The sequence below is a fragment of the Streptomyces sp. GLSS-08 genome, from assembly GCF_056387915.1.
In genome coordinates, this window is sequence record NZ_JBWJAQ010000024.1 from 56,263 (window position 1) to 76,948 (window position 20,686).

The following is a 20,686-nucleotide window of genomic DNA, read 5'->3' on the forward strand; positions in this document are numbered from 1 at the left end:
AACTGCATGGCATGAGTCACACCCTCGGCATCCGGCAGGCGCAGAAGCAGAAGACCCGGCAGGCGCTCCTGGACGCGGCGCTCGGCCTGCTGGAGGAGCAGAGCCTGAGCAGCCTCGGACTGCGCGAGGTCACCCGCGCGGTCGGCGTCGCCCCGACCGCGTTCTACCGGCACTTCCGCTCGACCGCGGATCTCGGGGTGGCGCTGGTCGAGGAGGCGCTGGGCAGCCTGCACCCGATGATCGGGCACACGGTGTCCGCGGCCGACGACAGCGACGAACGCATAGCGCGCGCGGTCGGTCTGATCACCCGTCACGTGGAGACGTTCCCGGCGCACGTCCGCTTCATCGCGCGGGAGCGGCACGGCGGCGTGCAGCCCGTGCGCGAGGCCATCAGCAGTCAACTGGCCCGCTTCGCGGAGGAAGTGCGGACAGAACTGGCCAAACACGCCGAGTCCGCGGGGTGGAGCGACGACGACCTGCTGATGCTCGCGGCGCTGTACGTGGACCAGATGCTGATGACCGCTTCGCTCTTCCTGGAGGCGCTGGAGGCGTCCGAGGAGGAGCGGGACCGGGTGGCCCGCGTCGCGAGCCGTCAGATGCGGCTGATCAGCATCGGCCGCCGCCACTGGCTGGGCTGACCGCCACGGGCGGCGCACCCCGGCACGCCGCCCGCTGCTCGCCGCCTCCTCGCCGCCGCCGGTCCCGCGTCCGGGTACGCGCACGCGACGCGCACGGCTACGGCTACGGGTACGGGTACGGGTCAGCCCCGTCCCGCCTGGCCGCCCTGCCCCTGCTGCCCGCCGCCGGGACCCCCGCAGCCGCCGCCGGGGCCGCCGCTCGGGGCGCCGGACGGCATGCCCGTCGGGGCACCGGAGGGGGCCTTGCCGGTGGGGGTGCCGGTGGGGGTGCCGGTGGGCGCCCAGGACGAGGCACCCGAGGGCGCCTTGCCGGTCGGCGCCCCGGACGGTCCCCCGCCCGGCATGCCGGAAGGCCGACCGCAGCTCTGCTGAGCGGAGTCGCCCTTCGTCGAGGACGACGAGTCGTCCGGGCCGCAGGCCGCCAGCAGGGGCGACAGCATGAGCAGGGTGACGGCGGGGACGAGGCGCAGACGCTTCATGTGGGGCGACTCCCGGAAGACGAGGGGTTTCTGAGAGGCGTATGCAAGCAACTGCCCATGGGCCCGGGATGGGTTCGCGCTGTGCCCGGCCTGTGGTTCGGGCAAAGCCGGACCCGACAAGCCCGGTCGGTCTGCCCCTTTACGAACCCGCCCCGCTCTCCGTCCGGTACAGCTCCGTGACGGCGGCCGCCGCGCCGGCCAGCTCCGCACGTACCTCGGGCGGTGACAGCACCTCGATCCGGTCGGCGAAGGCGAGCAGGGAGCGGGCCTCCTGGACGACGCCGTACGACAGCCTGGCGGTCACCCACTCGCTCTCGCCGTCGTCCTCGGGCAGCTCCCTGAGGGCCGCCGCGTTGAGCCGCAGGAACATGTCGAGGCGGGACCGCAGCACCCGGACCGTGACGTCGACGCCGCCCGGCCGCTGCTCCACCTGGCGGCGCACCACGTCCCAGGCGTCGGCGAGTTCGACGCCGGGGCGCCGCCTGACCGGATCGGCCAGGAGCGTGGCCGAGCGCACCCGGTCCGCACGGAACAGCTGCGGCTCTCCGCGCCGGTCGGCGACGAGGTACCAGACGCCCGCCTTGGACACGAGCCCGTAGGGATCGACGGTGTACCGGCTCGGCTCGGTCCGCCCGCTGTGCCGGTAGCGCAGCCGCAGCCGGCGGTCGGCGAACACCGCGTCCTGGAGCACGTCAAGGTCGACGGCAGGCTGGGGACCGCCCTTCCAGCGGGTCGCGTCGACCAGCACGCGCCGGCTGGTGGCCTCGGCGGCCGGCCGGTGCGGAGCGGGCAGCGCGGCCATCACCTTGCGCAGGGCCGAGCCGAGCGCGGCGTCCAGCCCGAGCGCCGCGTGCGCCCCCTGCGCGGCCAGGATGAACAGCGCGCGGGACTCGTCGGCGGTCAGCCCGGTGACGTCCGTGCGGAATCCGGCGAGCAGTTCGATGCCGCCGTGCCGGCCGCGCTCGGCGTACACCGGGACGCCGGAGGCCGACAGCGCCTCGATGTCCCGGTAGATGGTGCGCACCGACACCTCCAGCCGGCCGGCGAGTTCGCGCGCGGGGACCCGGCCGCGGGTCTGCAGCAGAAGCAGGATGGAGAGCAGGCGGTCGGACTTCACCGGCCCAGGATTCCGCGCCCGCCCGGTCCGCCGCAAATGCTGACGGAAACTGTCAGGTTATGCGGGGAGAGTCGGCACATCGGCTCCCGGAGCCGGTACATCGGGCCCGGTGAGATCCGGACGATCCCGGCGCCATCCGCGGCACGCCGAACGGCACCCGCGGAGCCCGGCGGGATCACACCGGCCCGACGTCATCCGAACGCGACACGACGAGAGGTGCGCCATGAACGCCGCCCCCGACCCCCGCCCCCTGTACGCCCGCGCCGCGGAGCAGATCGCCGCGCTGATCGGGACGGTCGGCGCGGACCGGCTGACCGGACCGACGCCGTGCGCCGAGTACGACGTGCGGCGGCTGCTGTCGCACATGGTCGGCGGCACCCGTCGGATCGCCCTGATCGGTGAGGGCGGCGACGGACTCGCGCTGAGCCCGTACGCCGACGAGGTCCCGGACGACGGCTGGAGCGCCGCGTACGCCGAGGCCGCCGAGCGGGTACGGCGGGCGTGGGCCGAGGACGCCCGTCTGGACGCCGTGGTGCGGGTGCCCTGGGGCGAGGCTCCGGGGCGCGCGGCCCTGTCGGGTTACGTGATGGAGGCCGTCACCCACGCCTGGGATCTCTCGGAGTCCCTCGGCCGCCCGCTCGAACTCGACCCGGCGCTCGCCGAGTTCGCCCTCGCCGTGGCCCGCCGGGTGCTGCCCGAGGGGCAGCGTGCGGACGGCGAGCACTTCGGGTCGGCGGTACCGGTCCCCGAAGGAACCGACATTTACGGGCAGTTGGCGGCCTGGCTGGGCCGGCGCCCCCTGGTCACCGCGTGAGCGGGCTCAGCCGAGCCTGACGCGCGCGAGCTGACGGGACTGCGCGACCAGCCGGTCCGCGCTGTCCCACACCTCGGCGTCCTCCTCCAGGAAGCCGCCGGCGAGGTTGCGGGTGGTGATGGAGACCCGCAGGGGTCCCGGCGCCGGAAGGCACCGCACGTGCGCCGTCAGCTCGACCGTCGGCACCCAGCCGGACAGGCCCAGCTCGAAGGCGGTCGGCGGCAGCGCGTCGACCGCGAGGAGCAGCGAGAAGGGGTCGGCGTCGCGGCCGTCGGCGAGACCGAACCAGGACCGCATCTCGCCCTTGCCGGACGGCGATCCGAGGGCCCAGCCCAGCGTCGAGGGGTCGAGCTTGAGCATCAGCCGGTCGGTGATGGCGGAGCTGCCGGGCACGGGCGCCGGACCGTCCTCCGGCCCGAAGCACTGCTCCATGGGCGGGATGGCGGGCGGTCGCGCCGTCGTGCGGACGTCCTCGGGCAGCGCGCCCAGGTCCCCGTACGAGGCGAGCACGCGGATCCGCTCGACCTCGCGCCCCTCGTCGTCGTACTGGAAGAGGGAGGCCTGGCCGGTCGACAGGGTGCGGCCGGTCCGTACGACGTCCGTGCGGACGACCGCCGGGCCCGGCTGGGACGCGGTCAGGTAGTGCGCGGAGATCGTGAACGGGTGGGGATGCGGCAGGGCGTCCCCGAGCGCGCGGCCGAGGACGGCCAGCAGATAACCGCCGTTGACGGCGCTGATGATCGTCCACCCGGCGGACAGGTCGATGTCGTAGACGCCGGGTTCGCGCAGGGTCACCGCGGTGTCGCGGTCGAACTCGCTGTCGCCGACCGTGGCTCGCGTGGCCTGTACGGAAGCTGCTTCTGGCATACCTGAACCGTACAACAGGAGATTACTAAGCAGTAGCTTTTTCGCGTTGAGATCCCGTGGGAGCACTCAGTCGTCCGTCTCCTGCACGGTCGAGCGCCGGTTCCAGGCGCGCGGCGCCCGCCAGTGGAACCGCATCGCGAGCAGCCGCAGCACGAACGCGGTCACGACGGCCAGCCCGCTGGTGAACGGCGACAGCGCGTCGTAGCGGATGCACAGGGCCACCATCGCGGCGCCGACGATGGCCGGCACCGCGTACAGGTCGCGGTCCCAGCGGAGCAGCGAGGGCACCTCGTTGGCCAGGACGTCGCGCAGCACGCCGCCGCCGACCGCCGTGGCCAGCCCCAGCGCCGCGGACGGCGTGAGGCCGAGGCCATAGGTGTACGCCTTGGTCGTGCCTGCGACGCAGAAGAGGCCGAGTCCGGCCGCGTCGAAGACGTTCACCCCGGCCTGGATCCGTTCCACCTGCGGGTGGAGGAAGAAGACGAGCAGGGCGGCGAGCAACGGGGTGATGAAGTACCCCAGGTCCGTGAAGGCGGCCGGCGGCACGGCTCCGATGATCAGGTCGCGGAACAGCCCGCCGCCCAGCGCGGTGACCTCGGCGAGCACGGCGATGCCGAAGACGTCGAAGTTCTTGCGGACGGCCAGCAGGGCGCCGGAGATGGCGAAGACGAAGATGCCGACCAGGTCGAGCGTGTGCTGGACGGAGGGGCTGAACAGTTGCTGAAGCACCCGACATTCTTACGCACGGCGAAAGGGACGGGAGAGCGCGGGCGCGCTCTCCCGTCCCTGCGCACGCGCGGGACTACTCCTTGACAGGAGCGTCCCCGCCGTCGTCCGCGCCCGTGGCGGCCGCGGGCTTCGCACCGTCCGGCTTCGCGGTCTCGGGCTTCGCCGTCGCGGGCTTCGCGGTGGCGGGCTCCGTGGTGGCGGGCCTGCCGGGCTCCGGCTCCGTGGCGTCCGGCTCGGCGGCGGGCACCGTGGCGGCGGCCTCCGGCTCCGTGGCGGGCACCGTGCCCGCGGGCTTCACCGTTTCCGGCTCCGTGGCGTCCGGCTCCACGCCGGGCACCGTGGCGGCGGCCTCCGGCTCCGTGGCGGGCGCCGGGCCCGCGGGCTCCGGCTTCGCCGCAACGTCCGGCTCCACGGCGGACGCCGTGGCGGCGGGCTCCGCGGCGGCGGGCTTCACGGCAGGCTCCGCGGTCGCGGGCTCCACCGTCTCCGCGTCCGCGGCGTCCGACGCCGTGACCGCGGGCCCCGCGGTCACGGGCTCTGCCGTTTCCCTCTCCGCGGCGTCCGGCCGCACCGCCGGCCCGGGCACATCCGCCGCGGCCTTCGCCGTGCCGGACGGCGCCTCGGAGGCCACCGGGCTTTCGGCCACCGGGGTGGCCTCGGACGGGGTGTCCTCGGACGGCTTCGCGGCCTCGCCGGTCACCGGCGCGGAGCCGGCGCCCTTGAGGGAGGCCTGCACCGCGACCGACGACGTCTTTGCCAGCACCGCGTCCGGCACCAGCTCGACCGCCTCCCGCGCCACCGACAGCAGCACCGTGTCCTGCGGCGCCTGGTCCTCGGCGTTCTCCGGGTGGTGGCAGGCGACCTGCTGGCCGGCCTTGAGCTCCAGGAGCGGCGGTTCGGTCGTTGTGCAGATCTCCGTCGCCTTCCAGCACCGCGTGTGGAAGCGGCAGCCGCTCGGCGGCGAGATCGGCGAGGGCACGTCGCCCTTGAGCAGGATGCGCTCGCTCTTGGCGTTGCGCCGCGCCGGGTCGGGGATCGGCACGGCCGACATCAGCGCCTTGGTGTACGGATGCATCGGCGCCTTGTAGAGCGACTCGCGGTCCGCCAGCTCGACGATCTTGCCGAGGTACATCACCGCGATCCGGTCCGAGACGTGCCGCACCACCGAGAGGTCGTGCGCGATGATCACGTACGTCAGGCCCAGCTCCTGCTGGAGGTCGTCCAGGAGGTTGACGACCTGCGCCTGGATCGACACGTCGAGCGCCGAGACCGGCTCGTCCGCCACGACCAGCTTCGGGTTGAGCGCGAGCGCGCGGGCGATGCCGATGCGCTGGCGCTGGCCGCCGGAGAACTCGTGCGGATAGCGGTTGTAGTGCTCGGGGTTGAGACCCACGACCGACAGCAGCCGTTGGACTTCCTTCTTGATGCCGCCCTCGGGCGTGACACCCTGGAGCTTGAAGGGAGCGCCGACGATCGTACCGATGGTGTGGCGCGGGTTCAGCGACGAGTACGGGTCCTGGAAGATCATCTGGACGTCACGCCGCATCGGCCGCATACCGGCGACGCCGAGGTGCGTGATGTCCCTGCCCTGGAACTCGACCTTGCCCGCGGTCGGTTCGAGCAGCCGCGTGATCAGCCGGCCCATCGTCGACTTGCCGCAGCCCGACTCGCCCACCACGCCCAGGGTCTCCCCCGCGCGCACCTCGAAGTCGATGCCGTCGACGGCCCGCACCGCGCCGACCTGGCGCTGCAGAAGACCCTTCCGGATGGGGAAGTGCTTCTTGAGGCCGGTCACCTTGAGCAGGGTCTCGCCGGGGGCGGCGCCCTTCGTGAGGGTCGCGCCGCCGCTCTGTGCAGGGATGCTCACTGCCTTGTCCTCTGCGTTCTCACTCACAGCTTGGGCGCAATCTCTTCGGTCCAGATCCGCTCCCGCTGCTCCTGCGTCATGTGGCAGGCGGCCCAGTGCCTGCTGCCCACCTCGGACAGCTCGGGGCGGACCGTGCGGGTGACGTTGTCCTTGGGGACGTCCGCGTACGGGCAGCGCGGGTTGAAGGCGCAGCCGGACGGGATGTTGATGAGCGAGGGCGGGGAACCCTTGACCGGGATGAGGCGCTCCGTCTGTTCGCGGTCCAGCCGCGGCATCGAGCCGAGCAGCCCCCAGGTGTAGGGGTGCCGGGGCTCGTAGAACACCTTCTCCGCCGGACCGCGCTCGACGCAACGGCCGCCGTACATCACCAGGAGGTCGTCGGACAGCTCGGCGACGACGCCCAGGTCGTGGGTGATCACGATGACCGCGGAGCCGAACTCCTTCTGCAGATCCCGGATGAGGTCGAGGATCTGCGCCTGGACGGTGACGTCCAGAGCGGTCGTCGGCTCGTCCGCGATGAGCAGTTCGGGGTTGTTGACCAGCGACATCGCGATCATCGCGCGCTGGCGCATACCGCCGGAGAACTCGTGCGGGTAGCTGTCGACGCGCTTGTCCGGCTGCGGGATGCCGACGCGGTCGAGCATCTCGACGGCGCGGCGCTTCGCGGTCTTCTTGTCGACGTCGTGGTGGATGCGGTACGCCTCCACGATCTGCTGGCCGATCGTGTAGTACGGGTGCAGCGCCGACAGCGGGTCCTGGAAGATCATCGCCATCTCGCGGCCACGCAGCTTGCGCACGTAGTCCGGGTCGGCCGACAGCAGTTCCGTGCCGTTCAGCCAGATCTCGCCGGAGATCTGGGCCTTGCGCTTGCCGTACTGGCCGGCGGTGTGCAGGCCCATGATGCCGAGCGAGGTCACCGACTTGCCGGAGCCGGACTCGCCCACGATGCCGAGGGTCTTGCCCTTCTCCAGCGTGAAGCTGAGCCCGTCGACGGACTTGACCAGGCCGTCGTCGGTCGGGAAGTGGACCTTCAGGTCGCGGACTTCGAGGAAGGCGGACGGTGCGGGCGAGTTCGTGACGGGCTCGCCGACCGCTGCTCCGCTCTTGCTGAGTTCGGTCATGCGAGCCTCACTCGGGGGTCGATCACGGCGTACAGGATGTCCACGACGAGGTTGGCGACGATCACCGCGAGAGAGGTGATCAGGGTGACCCCGAGGATGACGGGCAGGTCCTTGTCGCTGATCGCCTTCAGCACCGCCTGCCCGAGGCCGGGGAGGCTGAACGTGGTCTCGGTGAGGATCGCGCCGCCGATGAGGGCGCCGAGGTCCATGCCGAGCATGGTCAGGATCGGCGTCATCGTGGAGCGCATGGCGTGCTTGCCGATGACGGTCGGCTCGGCCAGCCCCTTGGCACGGGCGGTACGGATGTAGTCCTCGCCCATGACCTCGAGCATCGTGGCCCGGGTGATCCGGGCGTACATCGCCGCGTAGAGGAAGGCGAGCGTGATCCAGGGCAGGAGCATGCCGCCGAACCAGCCGCCGAAGCCGTCGGCGATCGGGACGTACTGGGCGTCGAGCCAGCCGAGCCCGTAACTGAAGATCGCCAGGGACAGCAGACCGGTGAAGTAGATGGGGAGCGAGACGCCGGCGAGGGCGACGATCATCGCGCCGCGGTCCCAGAAGGAGCCGCGCTTGAGCGCGGACAGCACACCCGCCGCGACACCGAAGATCAGCCACAGAACGGCGGCACCGAGCGCGAGAGCCAGGGTCACTGGGAAGCGGTCGGTGATCTGCGGCCAGATGGCCTGCTCGCTGCGGAAGGAGTAGCCGAAGCACGGCGCGGCGCAGTTCGTGACGTCACCGCCGGACGAGTACGTGCGTCCCGCGAAGATGCCCTTGAAGAACTCCCACACCTGGACGAAGATCGGGTCGCCCAGACCGAGCTTCTCCCGCACGCCTTCGATGGCTGCGGGGTCGGCCTGCTTGCCCACGAACATCGTGGCCGGGTCGACGCCCGCCCACCGTGGGACGAGGAAGAAGATGCCGAAGACCACCAGAATGATGACCACCAGCATCACTGCGGCGGCGAAGAGCCGCCTGATGAGGTAAGCGAGCACTGCTCTCGGCCCGACGGCGGGGCCGTGGGCCACCGGAGGTCTTCCGGTGGCCCACGGTTCACGCCGCTCCGGCCTTCACCTGCCTTTCGTGCCTTATGGCGGGTGCGCCGGTCGGGATTACTTCACGCCGAGGTTGACGAAGTCGAACTGACCGCTGTAGTTGTCCGTCGTGTAGACGTTGGTCAGCCGGTTCGAGCGCCAGTTGATGAACTTCTCGAAGACGAAGGGCAGGTAGTAACCGCCCTCCATGACCTTGTGGTTGATCTCCGTGGCCAGCTCGGTCTTCTTGCCCTCGTCGAGCTCGTTCACGTAGTCGTCGAAGAGACCGTTGATGGTCTTGTCGTCGATCATCGCGAAGTTGTTGTTGCCGCTCTCCAGGATGTACTTGCCGGACCACAGCGGGAGACCGAAGCCCTGGACGGTCGGGAAGTCCGGACCCCAGCCCATGATGATGATGCCGAAGCCCTTCTTCTTCACGTTGGAGGGGCTTCCGATGATGCCGGTGGTCTGCGCGCCGTCGAACTGCTCGATGTCGACGGTGATGCCGATCTTCTTCAGCGACGCCTGGAGGGACTCGGCGGTCGCGACCTCGACGGGCTTGTTGTTGCGGACCGCGATCGTGGTCTTGAAGCCGTTCGGCTTGCCACAGGCCTTGAGCTCTTCCTTGGCCTTGGTGATGTCCGCGGCGCCGTCGTTCTTGGTGGCGCCGTACGGGTCGTACTTCTGGCCCTCGGAGCCCGGGACGGACGGCGGGAGCATGTTGGTGCCGATGTCACCGCCGGCGACCGGGCCACCGCGCGCGGTCTGCAGCGACTTGTGGTCGGCGCCGTAGATCACGGCCTTGCGGCAGTGCTCGTTGTCGAACGGCTTGACCGTCTGCGGGAAGACCGCGTAACGGATGTAGCCGGAGACCGGGTTGTCCAGGTTGCCCTTGTGCTGCTTCAGGGCGGTGGTGCGGCCCTGCGGCGACAGACCGGTCTGGGCGAGGTCCAGGTCGTAGTCGCCGGCGATCAGGCGCTGGTCCAGGTCGTTGGCGTTGGTGAAGAACTTGATCGAGATCTTCTCCGGCAGCGCCTTGCGGATCGGGTCCGAGGACTGCTTCCACTCGGTGTTGCGGACCAGCGTCAGGCTCTTGTTCGGGGTGTAGCCCTCGAACTTGTAGGGGCCCGAGGAGAACGGGTGCAGGCCGTACTTGGACTTGGTGTCCTTGTCCTGGCGCACCGGCGCGGACGAGGCCAGCGCGAGCATGTCCTCGAAGTCCGAGTTCGCCTTCGGCAGCTTGAAGACGATCGTCTTGTCGTCCGGCGTCTCGATCGCCTTCAGGCCGAGCTTGTCCTTGGACTTGTCCTTGTAGGGACCCTTGTACTGGCTCTTCGGGTCCAGGATGTCCTTCACGTAGACCGGGCCGCCCGACAGCACGTCCTGCGCCCACTGGCGCTCGATGCCGTACTTGACGTCCTTGGAGGTGATGGGCTTGCCATCCTCCCAGGTGACCCCGTCACGCAGCGTGTACGTGTAGGTCTTGCCGCCGTCCGTGACCTTGGCGAGGCCCGTGGCGAGGTCCGGGGTGAGTTCGGCACCCGCCTTGCCCGGCTCGGCCTTGCCCGTGATGAGCGTGCGGCTGTAGTAGCGCATGAAGTTCCACGCCATGCCGTAGTAGCCGCGCGTGGTGTCCCACGAGTCGGCGTCCTGGGCGCTCGCGAACTTCAGCTCGCCGCCCTTCTTCGACGAGGCGTTGGCGACCTTGTTGTTACCGGCGTTGAAGCCGGCCGCGCCGCCGCTCTTGCCGTCGCCCTTGCTGTCGTCGCCGCCGCCGCACGCAGCCGTGCTCAGCAGTGCTGCGACCACGGCAGCTGCGGCCACGGCCTGCTTGCGCCGCCCTGAAGTGCGTTGGGTAGTCACGATCTCGGATCCTCCGAAATGATGTAGGCGGCCTGTGAATGAGTCACAGGCCCCGGGGGTACGGCTGTTCAGCGGGAAGCCTTCGGGTCCAGCGCGTCACGCACGCCGTCGCCGAAGAGATTGAAGGCGAGCACGGTGATGAAGATCGCCACACCGGGGATCACCATGTACATGGGATCCGAGTCGTAGTAGTCGATCGCCGAGGAGAGCATCTGTCCCCATGAGGCGGTCGGCGGCTTGACGCCGACGCCCAGGAAGCTGAGCGCCGCCTCGGTGAGGATGTTGGTCGGGATCATCATCGTCGTGTACACGATGATGGGCGCGATGAGGTTGGGCAGCAGCTCCTTGAACAGGATGTAGAACCGCCCGGCGCCCAGGCTCCGCGCCGCCTCCACGTACTCGCGCTCGCGCAGCGAGAGCGTCTGGCCGCGCACGACACGTCCGACGTAGGGCCAGCCGAAGAAGCCGATCACCAGGATCATGACGAACAGGCGCACGCCGGTACCCGTCAGGCCCAGCATCTCGTTCGGCATGACCGAGACGAGGGCGATGATGAACAGCAGCTGCGGGAAGGCCAGGAGACCGTCCATCACGCGGCTGATGGCCGCGTCCACCCAGCCTCCGAAGAAGCCCGCCAGGATGCCGAGGACGGTCCCGAGGACCACGGCGACCAGGGCGGACAGGAAGCCCACGAGGAGCGAGATGCGGGCTCCGTAGATGATGCGGGCGAAGATGTCGCGGCCGCTCACCGGTTCGACGCCGAAGAGGTGGTCGCCGCTGATGCCGCCCAGCGAGCCGGTGGGCGTGGAGAACAGCGGGTCGATCAGGTCCTCGTGGTGGGACTCGGGATCCTGGCCGATCAGGTTGGCGATCACTGGGGCGAGGATCGCGACCGCGATGAGCAGGAGGACGACGACACCGCCCGTGAGTGCGAGCTTGTCCCGCTTGAGGCGCTCCCAGGCGATCCGGCCGAGGGAGCGTCCTTGAACCGCCTTCGGATCGGCGCTGACCACCGCCGCTTCCTCGGCCGCGCTCGGGGCCGCTTCAGCGGTCGGCTCGTGCAATGGTGCCGTCATCTGGCAGGGACCCCTCTCAACCGGCGGTAGCCGGCCCACACGTGCCGCTGTAGCGGCATGATCAGTCCGTCGTACAAAGGGGCGAACACCCCTGGACCGGGAGTCTTTAACGCCTCGGCGATCTGTTGCCAGACTTGACGGTGAATGGATGCCTAAACGTGATGCGGGCAGGGGGGTTCCGTTATCCGGACGGCGGGTAACGGGGGTCGGACACGGGGCAATTGGGCCACAAGGGTCCACGGCGGTCGTTATCCCGTCGCCTCGTCCGCAACGCGGACATCACGCCCTTTCGCCTTCGAGCGCGCTGGTCAGCGCCCGGTGGCACGTCGAAGAGACGCGGCCGGGCGCCGTTCTGGCGACGGCTTTCGGGGTCAGTACGGCCGGGGCTGCGGGTAGCCGTACCCGCCGGCCGCCGGCGCCTGGGCGGGCGCCGCGTGCGCCTCACGGTCGTAGAAGGGCCGCGCCCTGGCGCGCAGCCACATCGCCACCGGGTCGTACTCGTCGGACATGGCGACGGTCGACACGGGCAGCCCGTCGGGGACCGCGCCGATCGACTGCTGCATCATCGCCCGCACCGAGTCGACGGCGGACGGGGAAGTGTCGTAGACGTCGAGTCCGATGGCCAGGTAGGGCGCGCCGAGGGCGGGCTGCACCCAGGCGCGGCGCAGCGAGCGCACGGCGGAGGTGCGGTGCGCGTTCTGCGTGAGGAGGGCGTAGAACTGCGGGATCTCGATGCCGGGTTCGGACAGCCGCAGCGGTCCCGTCGGCTGGCGCTCGAGGCCGGTGGCGATGCGCCGCAGGTCCAGCCAGGGGATGCCGACTCCGCCGCCGGGGGCGTGCGGGTTCAGCCAGAGACCGAAGTGGTCGGGGTAGAGGGTGCGGGCGACGTCCAGGCCGTCGACGACCTCGTACGAGCGGTTCCAGCCGCTGGCGGACAGCTCCTGAGCCGAGGTCACGCAGGGGGCGTAGCCGTAGCCGCCCACCTCCATGTTCCCGTACTGGGCGTCCGGCGAGCCCGCCTGGCCGTGCCAGAGCAGCATCCAGATCTGGCCGTTCGACGGGTTCGCGAGCGCGCGGAGGAGCGCCTCGTAGGCGTCGTAGCGCCCGGGAGTCACCTGGCGCAGCATGTGCTCGACCTGCCCGGCCGCGGCCGTGCCCGACGCGCTCACCCTCAACCGCCCCTTCGCGAACAGATCATCATGAACTCCCCCATCGCCCCCGGGGCGTTCGCACGGCATCCCGTCCGGGAGCGCGTCACCACCTCGACCGAGCCATGAAACCAGCTTAAGCGGCGTTCCTGACAGGAACTTGACGCACGGCTTCGCCGGCCGGCGTGGCGCCGGGTGCCCGGCCCGGCGCGGGTCCCGCCCGCTCAGTGCTCCCGCAGGTAGAAGGGCCGCACCCGGGCGCGCATCCAGTCGCCCACCGGGTCCTGGGCGACGTCGAGGAGGACCAGGTTCACCGGCCGGTCCACCGGGACCCGGCCGAGCGCCCGGCCGAGGGCGTCCAGCGGGTACGTCCGTGCCGGGCCCTCCCATTCGGACAGTTCGACACCGACGAACATCACCGGGTCGCCGCCCTCGATGCTGGCCAGGCAGCGGCGGGCGGTCAGCACCACACCGGTGGCGGCGAACTCGGCCGACGCCGCGGACAGGAAGTCGACCGGGTCGTCCTGCCAGTCGGGTTCGAACAGCCGGACCCGGCCGCCGCTCGCGGGTCCGTCCAGCGGGGTCCGCCCGGTGCGGCACAGTTCGGCGACGGCGGGCGGCGGGAGCGGCACGCCGACCACGCCGTCCGGGTTGACCGCGAGCCCCACCTGCGGGGGCAGTCCGCGCGCGAACTCGACGGCGGGCGCGATCGTGTACGCCATGTGGGCGCCGACGGCCTGGCGGAACTGCTCCTCCGAGCTGAAGACCGGGACGTACGCCTGCCCTTCGATCTCCAGCATGGGCAGGTCGAGCGGTCCGCTGTGCGGGCCGCCGCCGTTCGGCAGCGGGATCCACAGGAAGCTGCGGCCGAGGACCTCGACGATCCGGGCACCGGCCGACGGCACTCCGAGGGACGCGGAGAGGACCTCCTCCAGTTCGTTGCCTGGCCATCCGCCGTGCGGATGGGGGTGCGGGTACGCCTGTGCCGGGAAGTCCATCTGTCTACCGCCTGCTGTGAACCGCTGTTCCGGCTGGAAACCCTAACCGGTGGGCGCGTACGGGGGGTCAGTCGCCGAAGTCGATCCGGCGCAGCACGTCCGCCGCCGCCCGGTCGATGAGGACCGCCGAGCCGCAGCCCTGCGGCAGATCCCCCTTCTCGACGGACCGCAGCAGCAACCCGGCCGCCCGGCGGTGGCGCAGGAACGCGTAGCGCGAGACGCCGCGCCCGCGCTCGCGCTGGCCGTCCAGGGCGGTGTCCGGCGCGACGTCGAGGAGCAGCAGGTGCAGGGTGCCGCCCCGGCGGCGGGCCTCGCGGGCGAGCCAGCGGCGCACCCAGACCTGTGTGCCGCAGTCGTGCACGACGACGCCGGCGCCCGAGCGCAGCGTGCGGTGCAGCCCGGTGTAGTGCGCGAGCCGGACGACGGGGCGGTAGAGCGCGTACGGCAGGAAGCGGGACAGCCGGGTGTCCCAGCGGTCGCGGGTGTCCTGGGAGTCGACGCGCGCGCCGCGCACGGCCCGGCGCATCAGCGTCGACTTGCCGCTGCCGGGCAGACCGGTCACCACGACCACGTCGGACGCGCCGAAGGACAGGCCGTGCGGGCTGTGTCCCGCGCGCTCGCGCAGATCGCGGACGACGGGTCCCGGCATCGGTCCGCACGCCTCCCGGGCCGGGACACCGGGCTGTTCGGGCAGCGCGAGTCCCGAACCCGTCACGTACGCCGTGGTCCTGTTCACCCTGATCGTCCTCCCCCTCGGATCCGGAGTCCCATCCCATTCGAGTGTAAAGAGAAGGTAATGCGGAACGCCTCTCGTTTCCGTCCTCGTCCTGCCACAGACCGGTCACAGGTCCTTTGCCGCCGGCCGGACAGGGCGCCCCTGCCGGGTTTCACGGATGCGTGCAATGATGTGCCCGCCAACTGCATACCGGCCGCTTGAATCCGCGCGGGAGAGTCCCGGGGCATCGGTCCCCGGGCGCCGAAGGAGCAAGTCCCTCCCTTGAATCTCTCAGGCCCCGTTACCGCGCGGGCGAGGCACATCTGAAAAGCGGGCCGCTGACCAGTGGCTCCACCCAAGGTGCAAGTCACGACCACCGGTTCGCCGGGTCGTGATGAACCTCTCAGGTTCCGATGACAGATGGGGAGGAACGACCTCGCCGTCATGCCTTGGGAGCCCCACCGATGAGCAGTAACGCCCCCCGTCACACCGCGCTCGACGCCCTGCACCGCTCGCTCGGCGCGACGATGACCGACTTCGCCGGCTGGGACATGCCCCTGCGCTACGGCTCCGAGCGCGACGAGCACCTCGCCGTGCGCACCCGGGCCGGTCTCTTCGACCTCTCCCACATGGGCGAGATCACGGTCACCGGACCGCAGGCCGCCGCCTTCCTGAACTTCGCCCTCGTCGGCAACATCGCCTCGGTCGGGGTCGGCCGCGCCCGCTACACCATGATCGTCCGCCCGGACGGCGGCATCCTCGACGACCTGATCGTGTACCGGCTCGGGGAGCAGGAGTACATGGTGGTCGCGAACGCCTCCAACGCCCAGGTGGTGCTGGACGCGCTGACGGAGCGGGCCGCCGGTTTCGACGCCGAGGTGCGCGACGACCGCGACGCGTACGCGCTGATCGCGGTCCAGGGCCCGGAGTCCCCCGGCATCCTCAAGTCCCTCACCGACGCCGACCTCGACGGCCTCAAGTACTACGCGGGTCTGCCCGGCACGGTCGCGGGCGTCCCGGCGCTGATCGCGCGCACCGGCTACACCGGCGAGGACGGCTTCGAGCTGTTCGTGGCGCCGGCCGACGCCGAGAAGCTGTGGCAGGCGCTGACCGAGGCGGGCACCCCGGCCGGACTCGTCCCCTGCGGGCTGTCCTGCCGCGACACGCTCCGCCTGGAGGCGGGCATGCCGCTGTACGGGCACGAGCTGACGACGTCGCTCACCCCCTTCGACGCGGGCCTCGGACGGGTCGTGAAGTTCGAGAAGGAGGGCGACTTCGTGGGCCGGGAGGCCCTGTCCGCGGCCGCCGCCCGCGCGCAGGACGACCCGCCGCGCGTGCTCGTCGGGCTCGTCGCCGAGGGCCGCCGCGTGCCGCGCGCCGGCTACTCCGTCGTCGCCGGCGGTGAGGTGATCGGCGAGGTCACCTCCGGCGCGCCCTCCCCGACGCTCGGCAAGCCGGTCGCCATGGCGTACGTCGACGCCACGCACGCCGCTCCCGGCACGGCCGGTGTGGGTGTGGACATCCGGGGCAGCCACGAACCGTTCGAGGTCGTGGCGCTGCCGTTCTACAAGCGCCAGAAGTGACACTGGTCCCCGCGCGCCGCGCGTGACACCGGCCCTGGCGCCGGCCACGACACCGGCCCGGGTACCGGATTCGGCACCGGCCACGTGCCGGAAGTGACACCGGCCCGGGTACCGGGCCGGACACCTGCCCCGGGCGCCGGAAGCGGCGCCGGGCGCGTCCGTCCGGCTCAGCTACGTCCCCGCTTCATCAGCACTCCCCCGCGTACAGGAGAATTCAGGCCATGAGCAACCCCCAGCAGCTGCGTTACAGCAAGGAACACGAGTGGCTGTCGGCCGCCGAGGACGGCGTCTCGACGGTCGGCATCACGGAGCACGCGGCCAACGCGCTCGGCGATGTCGTGTTCGTCCAGCTCCCGGAGGTCGGTGACACCGTGACCGCGGGCGAGACCTGCGGCGAGCTGGAGTCGACCAAGTCGGTCAGCGACCTGTACGCCCCGGTCACCGGCGAGATCGTCGAGGCCAACCAGGACGTCGTGGACGACCCGTCCCTGGTGAACTCGGCTCCCTTCGAGGGTGGCTGGCTGTTCAAGGTGCGCGTCACGGACGAGCCGGCCGACCTGCTCTCCGCGGACGAGTACACCGAATTCACCGCAGGCTAAGGACTCCCGACTGATGTCGCTTCTGAACACGCCCCTTCATGAACTCGACCCGGACGTCGCCGCCGCGGTCGACGCCGAGCTGGACCGCCAGCAGTCCACCCTGGAGATGATCGCCTCGGAGAACTTCGCTCCGGTCGCGGTCATGGAGGCCCAGGGCTCGGTCCTCACCAACAAGTACGCCGAGGGCTACCCGGGCCGCCGCTACTACGGCGGCTGCGAGCACGTCGACGTGATCGAGCAGATCGCCATCGACCGCGTGAAGGCGCTCTTCGGCGCCGAGCACGCCAACGTCCAGCCGCACTCGGGCGCCCAGGCCAACGCGGCCGCCATGTTCGCGCTGCTCAAGCCGGGCGACACGATCATGGGCCTGAACCTCGCGCACGGCGGGCACCTGACCCACGGCATGAAGATCAACTTCTCCGGCAAGCTCTACAACGTGGTCGCGTACCACGTCGACGACGCCACCGGCCAGGTCGACATGGCCGAGGTCGAGAAGCTGGCCAAGGAGTCCCGGCCGAAGCTGATCGTGGCCGGCTGGTCCGCGTACCCGCGTCAGCTCGACTTCGCCGCGTTCCGCCGGATCGCGGACGAGGTCGGCGCCTACCTGATGGTCGACATGGCGCACTTCGCCGGCCTGGTGGCGGCGGGGCTGCACCCGAACCCGGTGCCGCACGCGCACGTGGTCACCACCACCACGCACAAGACGCTGGGCGGCCCGCGCGGTGGCGTGATCCTGTCCACCGCCGAGCTGGCGAAGAAGATCAACTCCGCTGTCTTCCCCGGTCAGCAGGGCGGTCCGCTGGAGCACGTGATCGCCGCCAAGGCGGTCTCCTTCAAGATCGCCGCCACGGACGACTTCAAGGAGCGCCAGCAGCGCACCCTGGACGGCGCCCGGATCCTGGCCGAGCGGCTGGTCCGGGACGACGTCAAGGCAGTCGGGGTCGACGTCCTCTCCGGCGGGACGGACGTCCACCTCGTCCTCGTCGACCTGCGCAACAGCGAGCTGGACGGGCAGCAGGCCGAGGACCGTCTCCACGAGGTCGGCATCACGGTCAACCGCAACGCCATCCCGAACGACCCGCGCCCGCCCATGGTCACCTCCGGCCTGCGCATCGGCACGCCCGCCCTCGCCACCCGCGGCTTCCGGGCCGAGGACTTCGCCGAGGTCGCGGACATCATCGCCGAGGCGCTCAAGCCGTCGTACGACGCGGACTCGCTCAAGGCCCGGGTGTCCGCTCTGGCCGCCAAGCACCCGCTGTACCCCGGCCTGAAGTAGTTCGTACGCCTTTTTGCCGTACGGGTCTTTTCGTGGCACCGTCTTCATTCGTACGAACGTCCGGGGCACCGCGCACACTGGAAGCTGAGCGCGGTGCCCCGCCGCATGCACCGCCCGGCACGACCGGCTGACAACGGCGTCCGCCGAAACCCCTAGGAGTCCTCCGTGGCCATCTCGGTCTTCGACCTGTTCTCGATCGGCATCGGCCCGTCCAGTAGCCACACGGTCGGCCCGATGCGCGCGGCCCGCATGTTCGCCCACCGGCTGCGCAACGAGGAGCTGCTGACCCCGACGGCCTCGATACGCGCCGAGCTGTACGGCTCCCTCGGCGCGACCGGTCACGGCCACGGCACTCCCAAGGCGGTGCTGCTCGGCCTCGAGGGCGCCTCCCCGCGGACGGTGGACGTGGAGGGCGCCGACGAGCGCGTCGAGGCGATCCGCACCGGCGGCCGTCTCGCGCTGCTCGGCGAGCACGAGATCGCCTTCTCCTTCGACGACGACCTGGTCCTGCACCGCCGCAAGGCCCTGCCGTACCACGCGAACGGCATGACGCTGTGGGCGCACGACGCCGACGGCAAGGAGCTGCTGTCGAAGACCTACTACTCCGTCGGCGGCGGTTTCGTGGTCGACGAGGACGCGGTGGGCGAGGACCGCATCAAGCTGGACGACACGGTTCTCAAGTACCCCTTCCGCACGGGTGACGAGCTGCTGCGCCTGACGAAGGAGACCGGTCTGTCGATCTCCGCGCTGATGCTGGAGAACGAGCGGGCCTGGCGCACGGAGGAGGAGATCCGCGAGGGGCTCCTGGAGATCTGGCGGGTGATGCAGGCGTGCGTGTCGCGCGGCATGTCCCGCGAGGGCATCCTGCCGGGCGGCCTGAAGGTCCGCCGCCGGGCGGCCCTCTCGGCCCGGCAGCTGCGCGCCGAGGGCGACGCGCCGGCCCACGCCATGGAGTGGATCACCCTCTACGCGATGGCCGTGAACGAGGAGAACGCGGCCGGGGGCCGGGTGGTCACCGCGCCCACCAACGGCGCCGCCGGCATCATCCCGGCCGTCCTGCACTACTACGTCAACTTCGTGCCGGGCGCCGACGAGGAGGGAGTCGTGCGCTTCCTGCTCGCGGCCGGCGCCATCGGCATGCTCTTCAAGGAGAACGCCTCCATCTCCGGCGCCGAGGTCGGCTGCCAGGGCGAGGTCGGCTCCGCCTGCTCCATGGCCGCCGGCGCGTTCGCGGAGGTCCTCGGCGGCAGCCCCGAACAGGTCGAGAACGCCGCCGAGATCGGCATGGAGCACAACCTGGGCCTGACCTGCGACCCCGTCGGCGGCCTGGTCCAGATCCCGTGCATCGAGCGCAACGGCATGGCCGCGGTCAAGGCCGTGACCGCGGCGAAGATGGCCATGCGTGGCGACGGCTCCCACAAGGTCTCCCTCGACAAGGTCATCAAGACCATGAAGGAGACGGGCGCGGACATGTCCGTCAAGTACAAGGAGACGGCCCGCGGCGGGCTCGCGGTGAACATCATCGAGTGCTGAGCCCCGCCGGTGCGTACAGGGGTGGGCCCTCGGAAGTAAGGGAAAAAACAAGGGAGTCGGCGCTTGTTCCGCCGCTCCCCCGCTCCCCCTTCCTCCCCCACGCACCAGGAGTCGCCATGCTGCGCGGCATCGACGTGAGCGCCTATCAGTCGTCGTCCTACTCCACCGACGGTCTGTCCTTCGTCTTCGTGAAGGCCACGGAAGGCCGTTCGTACGTCAATCCGAGGCTGAACGCCCAGGCGAAGCGGGCCCGGGACGCCGGCTGCGTCGTCGGGTTCTATCACTTCCTGTGGCCGGGCAACCTCACCGCGCAGGCCGAGTACTTCCTCGCCTTGGCTCCGGAACGGGCGGGCGACATCCTCGCCGTCGACTGGGAGACCACGGGCGACGGGACCCACGCGAGCAACGCCGAGAAGGACCGCTTCCTGCGCATCCTGAAGGAACTGCGTCCCGGCCACCGCGTCGTCCTGTACTGCAACCGCAGTTTCTGGCTCGACGTGGACACCACCTCGTACGCGGGCGACGGTCTGTGGATCGCCGACTACGTGACGGCGGGAAAGCCGCGGATCCGGGCCGACTGGACGTTCCACCAGTACACCGACCACCCCCTGGACAAGGACGTGGCGGACTTCACCAGCGCGGCCGACCTGCGGGAATGGGCCAACCCGTAGGCTTCCGGCATGGGTGGGTCAGTGACCGCGGTCAGCCGCAACGCGACGTATTCCTTCACCAAGCCGAACCGGGAGAGCATCACGCTGCTCGACGGGCTCGGGGTCGAGGGGGACGTGCACGCGGGCGTGACCGTCAAGCACCGGTTCCGGATGCGGAAGGACCCCTCGCAGCCCAATCTGCGGCAGGTGCACCTCATCCACGAGGAACTGTTCGAGGAGCTCCACGCGGCGGGTTTCACCGTCACGCCCGGGCAGCTCGGGGAGAACGTCACCACTCGCGGGATCGATCTGCTGGGCCTGCCGACCGGGACGCTGCTGCGGCTCGGGGACGAGGCCGTGGTCGAGATCACCGGGCTGCGCAATCCGTGCGCGCAGATCGACAGCTTCCGAAAGGGCCTGCTCAAGCAGGTGGCCGGGCGGGGCGAGGACGGTGCGGCCGTCGTCAGGTCCGGCGTCATGAGCGTCGTACGGGCCGGAGGCGTGGTGCGGCCCGGGGACCCGATCGGGATCGAGTTGCCGGACGGGCCGCACCGGCCGTTGCGGATCGTCTGAACGGGA

At 70.8% G+C, this 20,686-nt stretch carries 19 protein-coding genes, 1 pseudogene and 2 riboswitches; of the genes and pseudogenes, 8 read left to right on the forward strand and 12 right to left on the reverse strand.

The window, feature by feature from the left end; all coding sequences use genetic code 11:
- Positions 1-11: 11 nt before the first annotated feature.
- Positions 12-638, forward strand: coding sequence for a TetR family transcriptional regulator (locus tag AC0ZLC_RS30115; protein WP_476755101.1), 627 nt, complete (start codon positions 12-14; stop codon positions 636-638).
- A gap of 122 nt (positions 639-760) precedes the next feature.
- On the opposite strand, the gene AC0ZLC_RS30120 is transcribed toward AC0ZLC_RS30115, so the two are convergent.
- Together AC0ZLC_RS30120 and AC0ZLC_RS30125 are read right to left on the reverse strand one after the other, a co-directional pair.
- Positions 761-1,117: a hypothetical protein gene (locus AC0ZLC_RS30120; RefSeq protein WP_476755102.1), complete on the reverse strand. Its 357-nt coding sequence runs from the start codon at positions 1,115-1,117 to the stop codon at positions 761-763.
- A gap of 139 nt (positions 1,118-1,256) precedes the next feature.
- The gene (locus tag AC0ZLC_RS30125; protein ID WP_476755103.1) at positions 1,257-2,234 is read right to left on the reverse strand and encodes a helix-turn-helix transcriptional regulator; all 978 of its coding nucleotides are present in this window, start codon (positions 2,232-2,234) and stop codon (positions 1,257-1,259) included.
- Between the two features lie 223 nt (positions 2,235-2,457).
- On the opposite strand from AC0ZLC_RS30125, the gene AC0ZLC_RS30130 reads away from it, so the two are divergent.
- Positions 2,458-3,048: a TIGR03086 family metal-binding protein gene (locus tag AC0ZLC_RS30130; protein WP_476755104.1), complete on the forward strand. Its 591-nt coding sequence runs from the start codon at positions 2,458-2,460 to the stop codon at positions 3,046-3,048.
- A 6-nt stretch (positions 3,049-3,054) separates the two neighbouring features.
- Here AC0ZLC_RS30130 and AC0ZLC_RS30135 read toward each other — a convergent pair whose 3' ends face one another.
- The 10 genes and pseudogenes from AC0ZLC_RS30135 to AC0ZLC_RS30180 all read right to left on the reverse strand — a co-directional run bounded on the left by AC0ZLC_RS30135 (position 3,055) and on the right by AC0ZLC_RS30180 (position 14,493).
- On the reverse strand, positions 3,055-3,915 hold the full coding sequence (locus tag AC0ZLC_RS30135) for a thioesterase family protein (protein WP_476755105.1): 861 nt from the start codon (positions 3,913-3,915) through the stop codon (positions 3,055-3,057).
- 66 nt (positions 3,916-3,981) lie between these two features.
- On the reverse strand, positions 3,982-4,644 hold the full coding sequence (locus AC0ZLC_RS30140; RefSeq protein WP_476755106.1) for a trimeric intracellular cation channel family protein: 663 nt from the start codon (positions 4,642-4,644) through the stop codon (positions 3,982-3,984).
- 757 nt (positions 4,645-5,401) lie between these two features.
- Positions 5,402-6,511, reverse strand: a pseudogene (locus tag AC0ZLC_RS30145) (ABC transporter ATP-binding protein); the annotation flags it as partial.
- Between the two features lie 23 nt (positions 6,512-6,534).
- Complete coding sequence (locus AC0ZLC_RS30150) at positions 6,535-7,632, reverse strand: ABC transporter ATP-binding protein (protein WP_358853622.1); 1,098 nt, start codon at positions 7,630-7,632, stop codon at positions 6,535-6,537.
- A complete protein-coding gene (locus tag AC0ZLC_RS30155; protein WP_476755107.1) occupies positions 7,629-8,627 on the reverse strand; it encodes an ABC transporter permease in 999 nt (332 codons plus the stop codon). Before AC0ZLC_RS30155 ends, AC0ZLC_RS30150 begins: the two co-directional genes overlap by 4 nt.
- A gap of 117 nt (positions 8,628-8,744) precedes the next feature.
- Positions 8,745-10,529, reverse strand: a complete 1,785-nt coding sequence (locus AC0ZLC_RS30160; RefSeq protein WP_476755108.1) for an ABC transporter substrate-binding protein — start codon at positions 10,527-10,529, stop codon at positions 8,745-8,747.
- Positions 10,530-10,597: 68 nt separating this feature from the next.
- Entirely contained in the window at positions 10,598-11,605 is a 1,008-nt protein-coding gene (locus AC0ZLC_RS30165) for an ABC transporter permease (protein ID WP_358853619.1), read from the reverse strand.
- 371 nt (positions 11,606-11,976) lie between these two features.
- Positions 11,977-12,774 carry an enhanced serine sensitivity protein SseB C-terminal domain-containing protein gene (locus tag AC0ZLC_RS30170; protein WP_476755109.1) on the reverse strand — a complete coding sequence of 266 codons (798 nt, stop codon included), beginning with the start codon at positions 12,772-12,774 and terminating at the stop codon, positions 11,977-11,979.
- A 203-nt stretch (positions 12,775-12,977) separates the two neighbouring features.
- Positions 12,978-13,751 (reverse strand): enhanced serine sensitivity protein SseB, encoded by a 774-nt coding sequence (locus tag AC0ZLC_RS30175; protein ID WP_476755110.1) that lies wholly within the window; start codon positions 13,749-13,751, stop codon positions 12,978-12,980.
- A gap of 67 nt (positions 13,752-13,818) precedes the next feature.
- Positions 13,819-14,493 carry an AAA family ATPase gene (locus AC0ZLC_RS30180; RefSeq protein WP_476755137.1) on the reverse strand — a complete coding sequence of 225 codons (675 nt, stop codon included), beginning with the start codon at positions 14,491-14,493 and terminating at the stop codon, positions 13,819-13,821.
- A 192-nt stretch (positions 14,494-14,685) separates the two neighbouring features.
- Positions 14,686-14,783, forward strand: a riboswitch (glycine riboswitch).
- Positions 14,784-14,896, forward strand: a riboswitch (glycine riboswitch). It begins immediately after the preceding riboswitch.
- Between the two features lie 34 nt (positions 14,897-14,930).
- On the opposite strand from AC0ZLC_RS30180, the gene gcvT reads away from it, so the two are divergent.
- The 6 genes from gcvT (at position 14,931) to AC0ZLC_RS30210 (ending at position 20,680) form a co-directional block, all read left to right on the forward strand.
- Complete coding sequence (gene gcvT / locus AC0ZLC_RS30185; RefSeq protein ID WP_476755111.1) at positions 14,931-16,049, forward strand: glycine cleavage system aminomethyltransferase GcvT; 1,119 nt, start codon at positions 14,931-14,933, stop codon at positions 16,047-16,049.
- 221 nt (positions 16,050-16,270) lie between these two features.
- Positions 16,271-16,648 carry a glycine cleavage system protein GcvH gene (gene gcvH / locus AC0ZLC_RS30190; RefSeq protein ID WP_476755112.1) on the forward strand — a complete coding sequence of 126 codons (378 nt, stop codon included), beginning with the start codon at positions 16,271-16,273 and terminating at the stop codon, positions 16,646-16,648.
- A gap of 13 nt (positions 16,649-16,661) precedes the next feature.
- On the forward strand, positions 16,662-17,924 hold the full coding sequence (gene glyA / locus AC0ZLC_RS30195) for a serine hydroxymethyltransferase (RefSeq protein WP_476755113.1): 1,263 nt from the start codon (positions 16,662-16,664) through the stop codon (positions 17,922-17,924).
- A gap of 165 nt (positions 17,925-18,089) precedes the next feature.
- Positions 18,090-19,457 (forward strand): L-serine ammonia-lyase, encoded by a 1,368-nt coding sequence (locus AC0ZLC_RS30200; protein WP_476755114.1) that lies wholly within the window; start codon positions 18,090-18,092, stop codon positions 19,455-19,457.
- Positions 19,458-19,573: 116 nt separating this feature from the next.
- On the forward strand, positions 19,574-20,128 hold the full coding sequence (locus tag AC0ZLC_RS30205; protein ID WP_476755115.1) for a glycoside hydrolase family 25 protein: 555 nt from the start codon (positions 19,574-19,576) through the stop codon (positions 20,126-20,128).
- Between the two features lie 9 nt (positions 20,129-20,137).
- Complete coding sequence (locus AC0ZLC_RS30210) at positions 20,138-20,680, forward strand: MOSC domain-containing protein (protein WP_476755116.1); 543 nt, start codon at positions 20,138-20,140, stop codon at positions 20,678-20,680.
- The last annotated feature ends 6 nt before the right edge of the window (positions 20,681-20,686 follow it).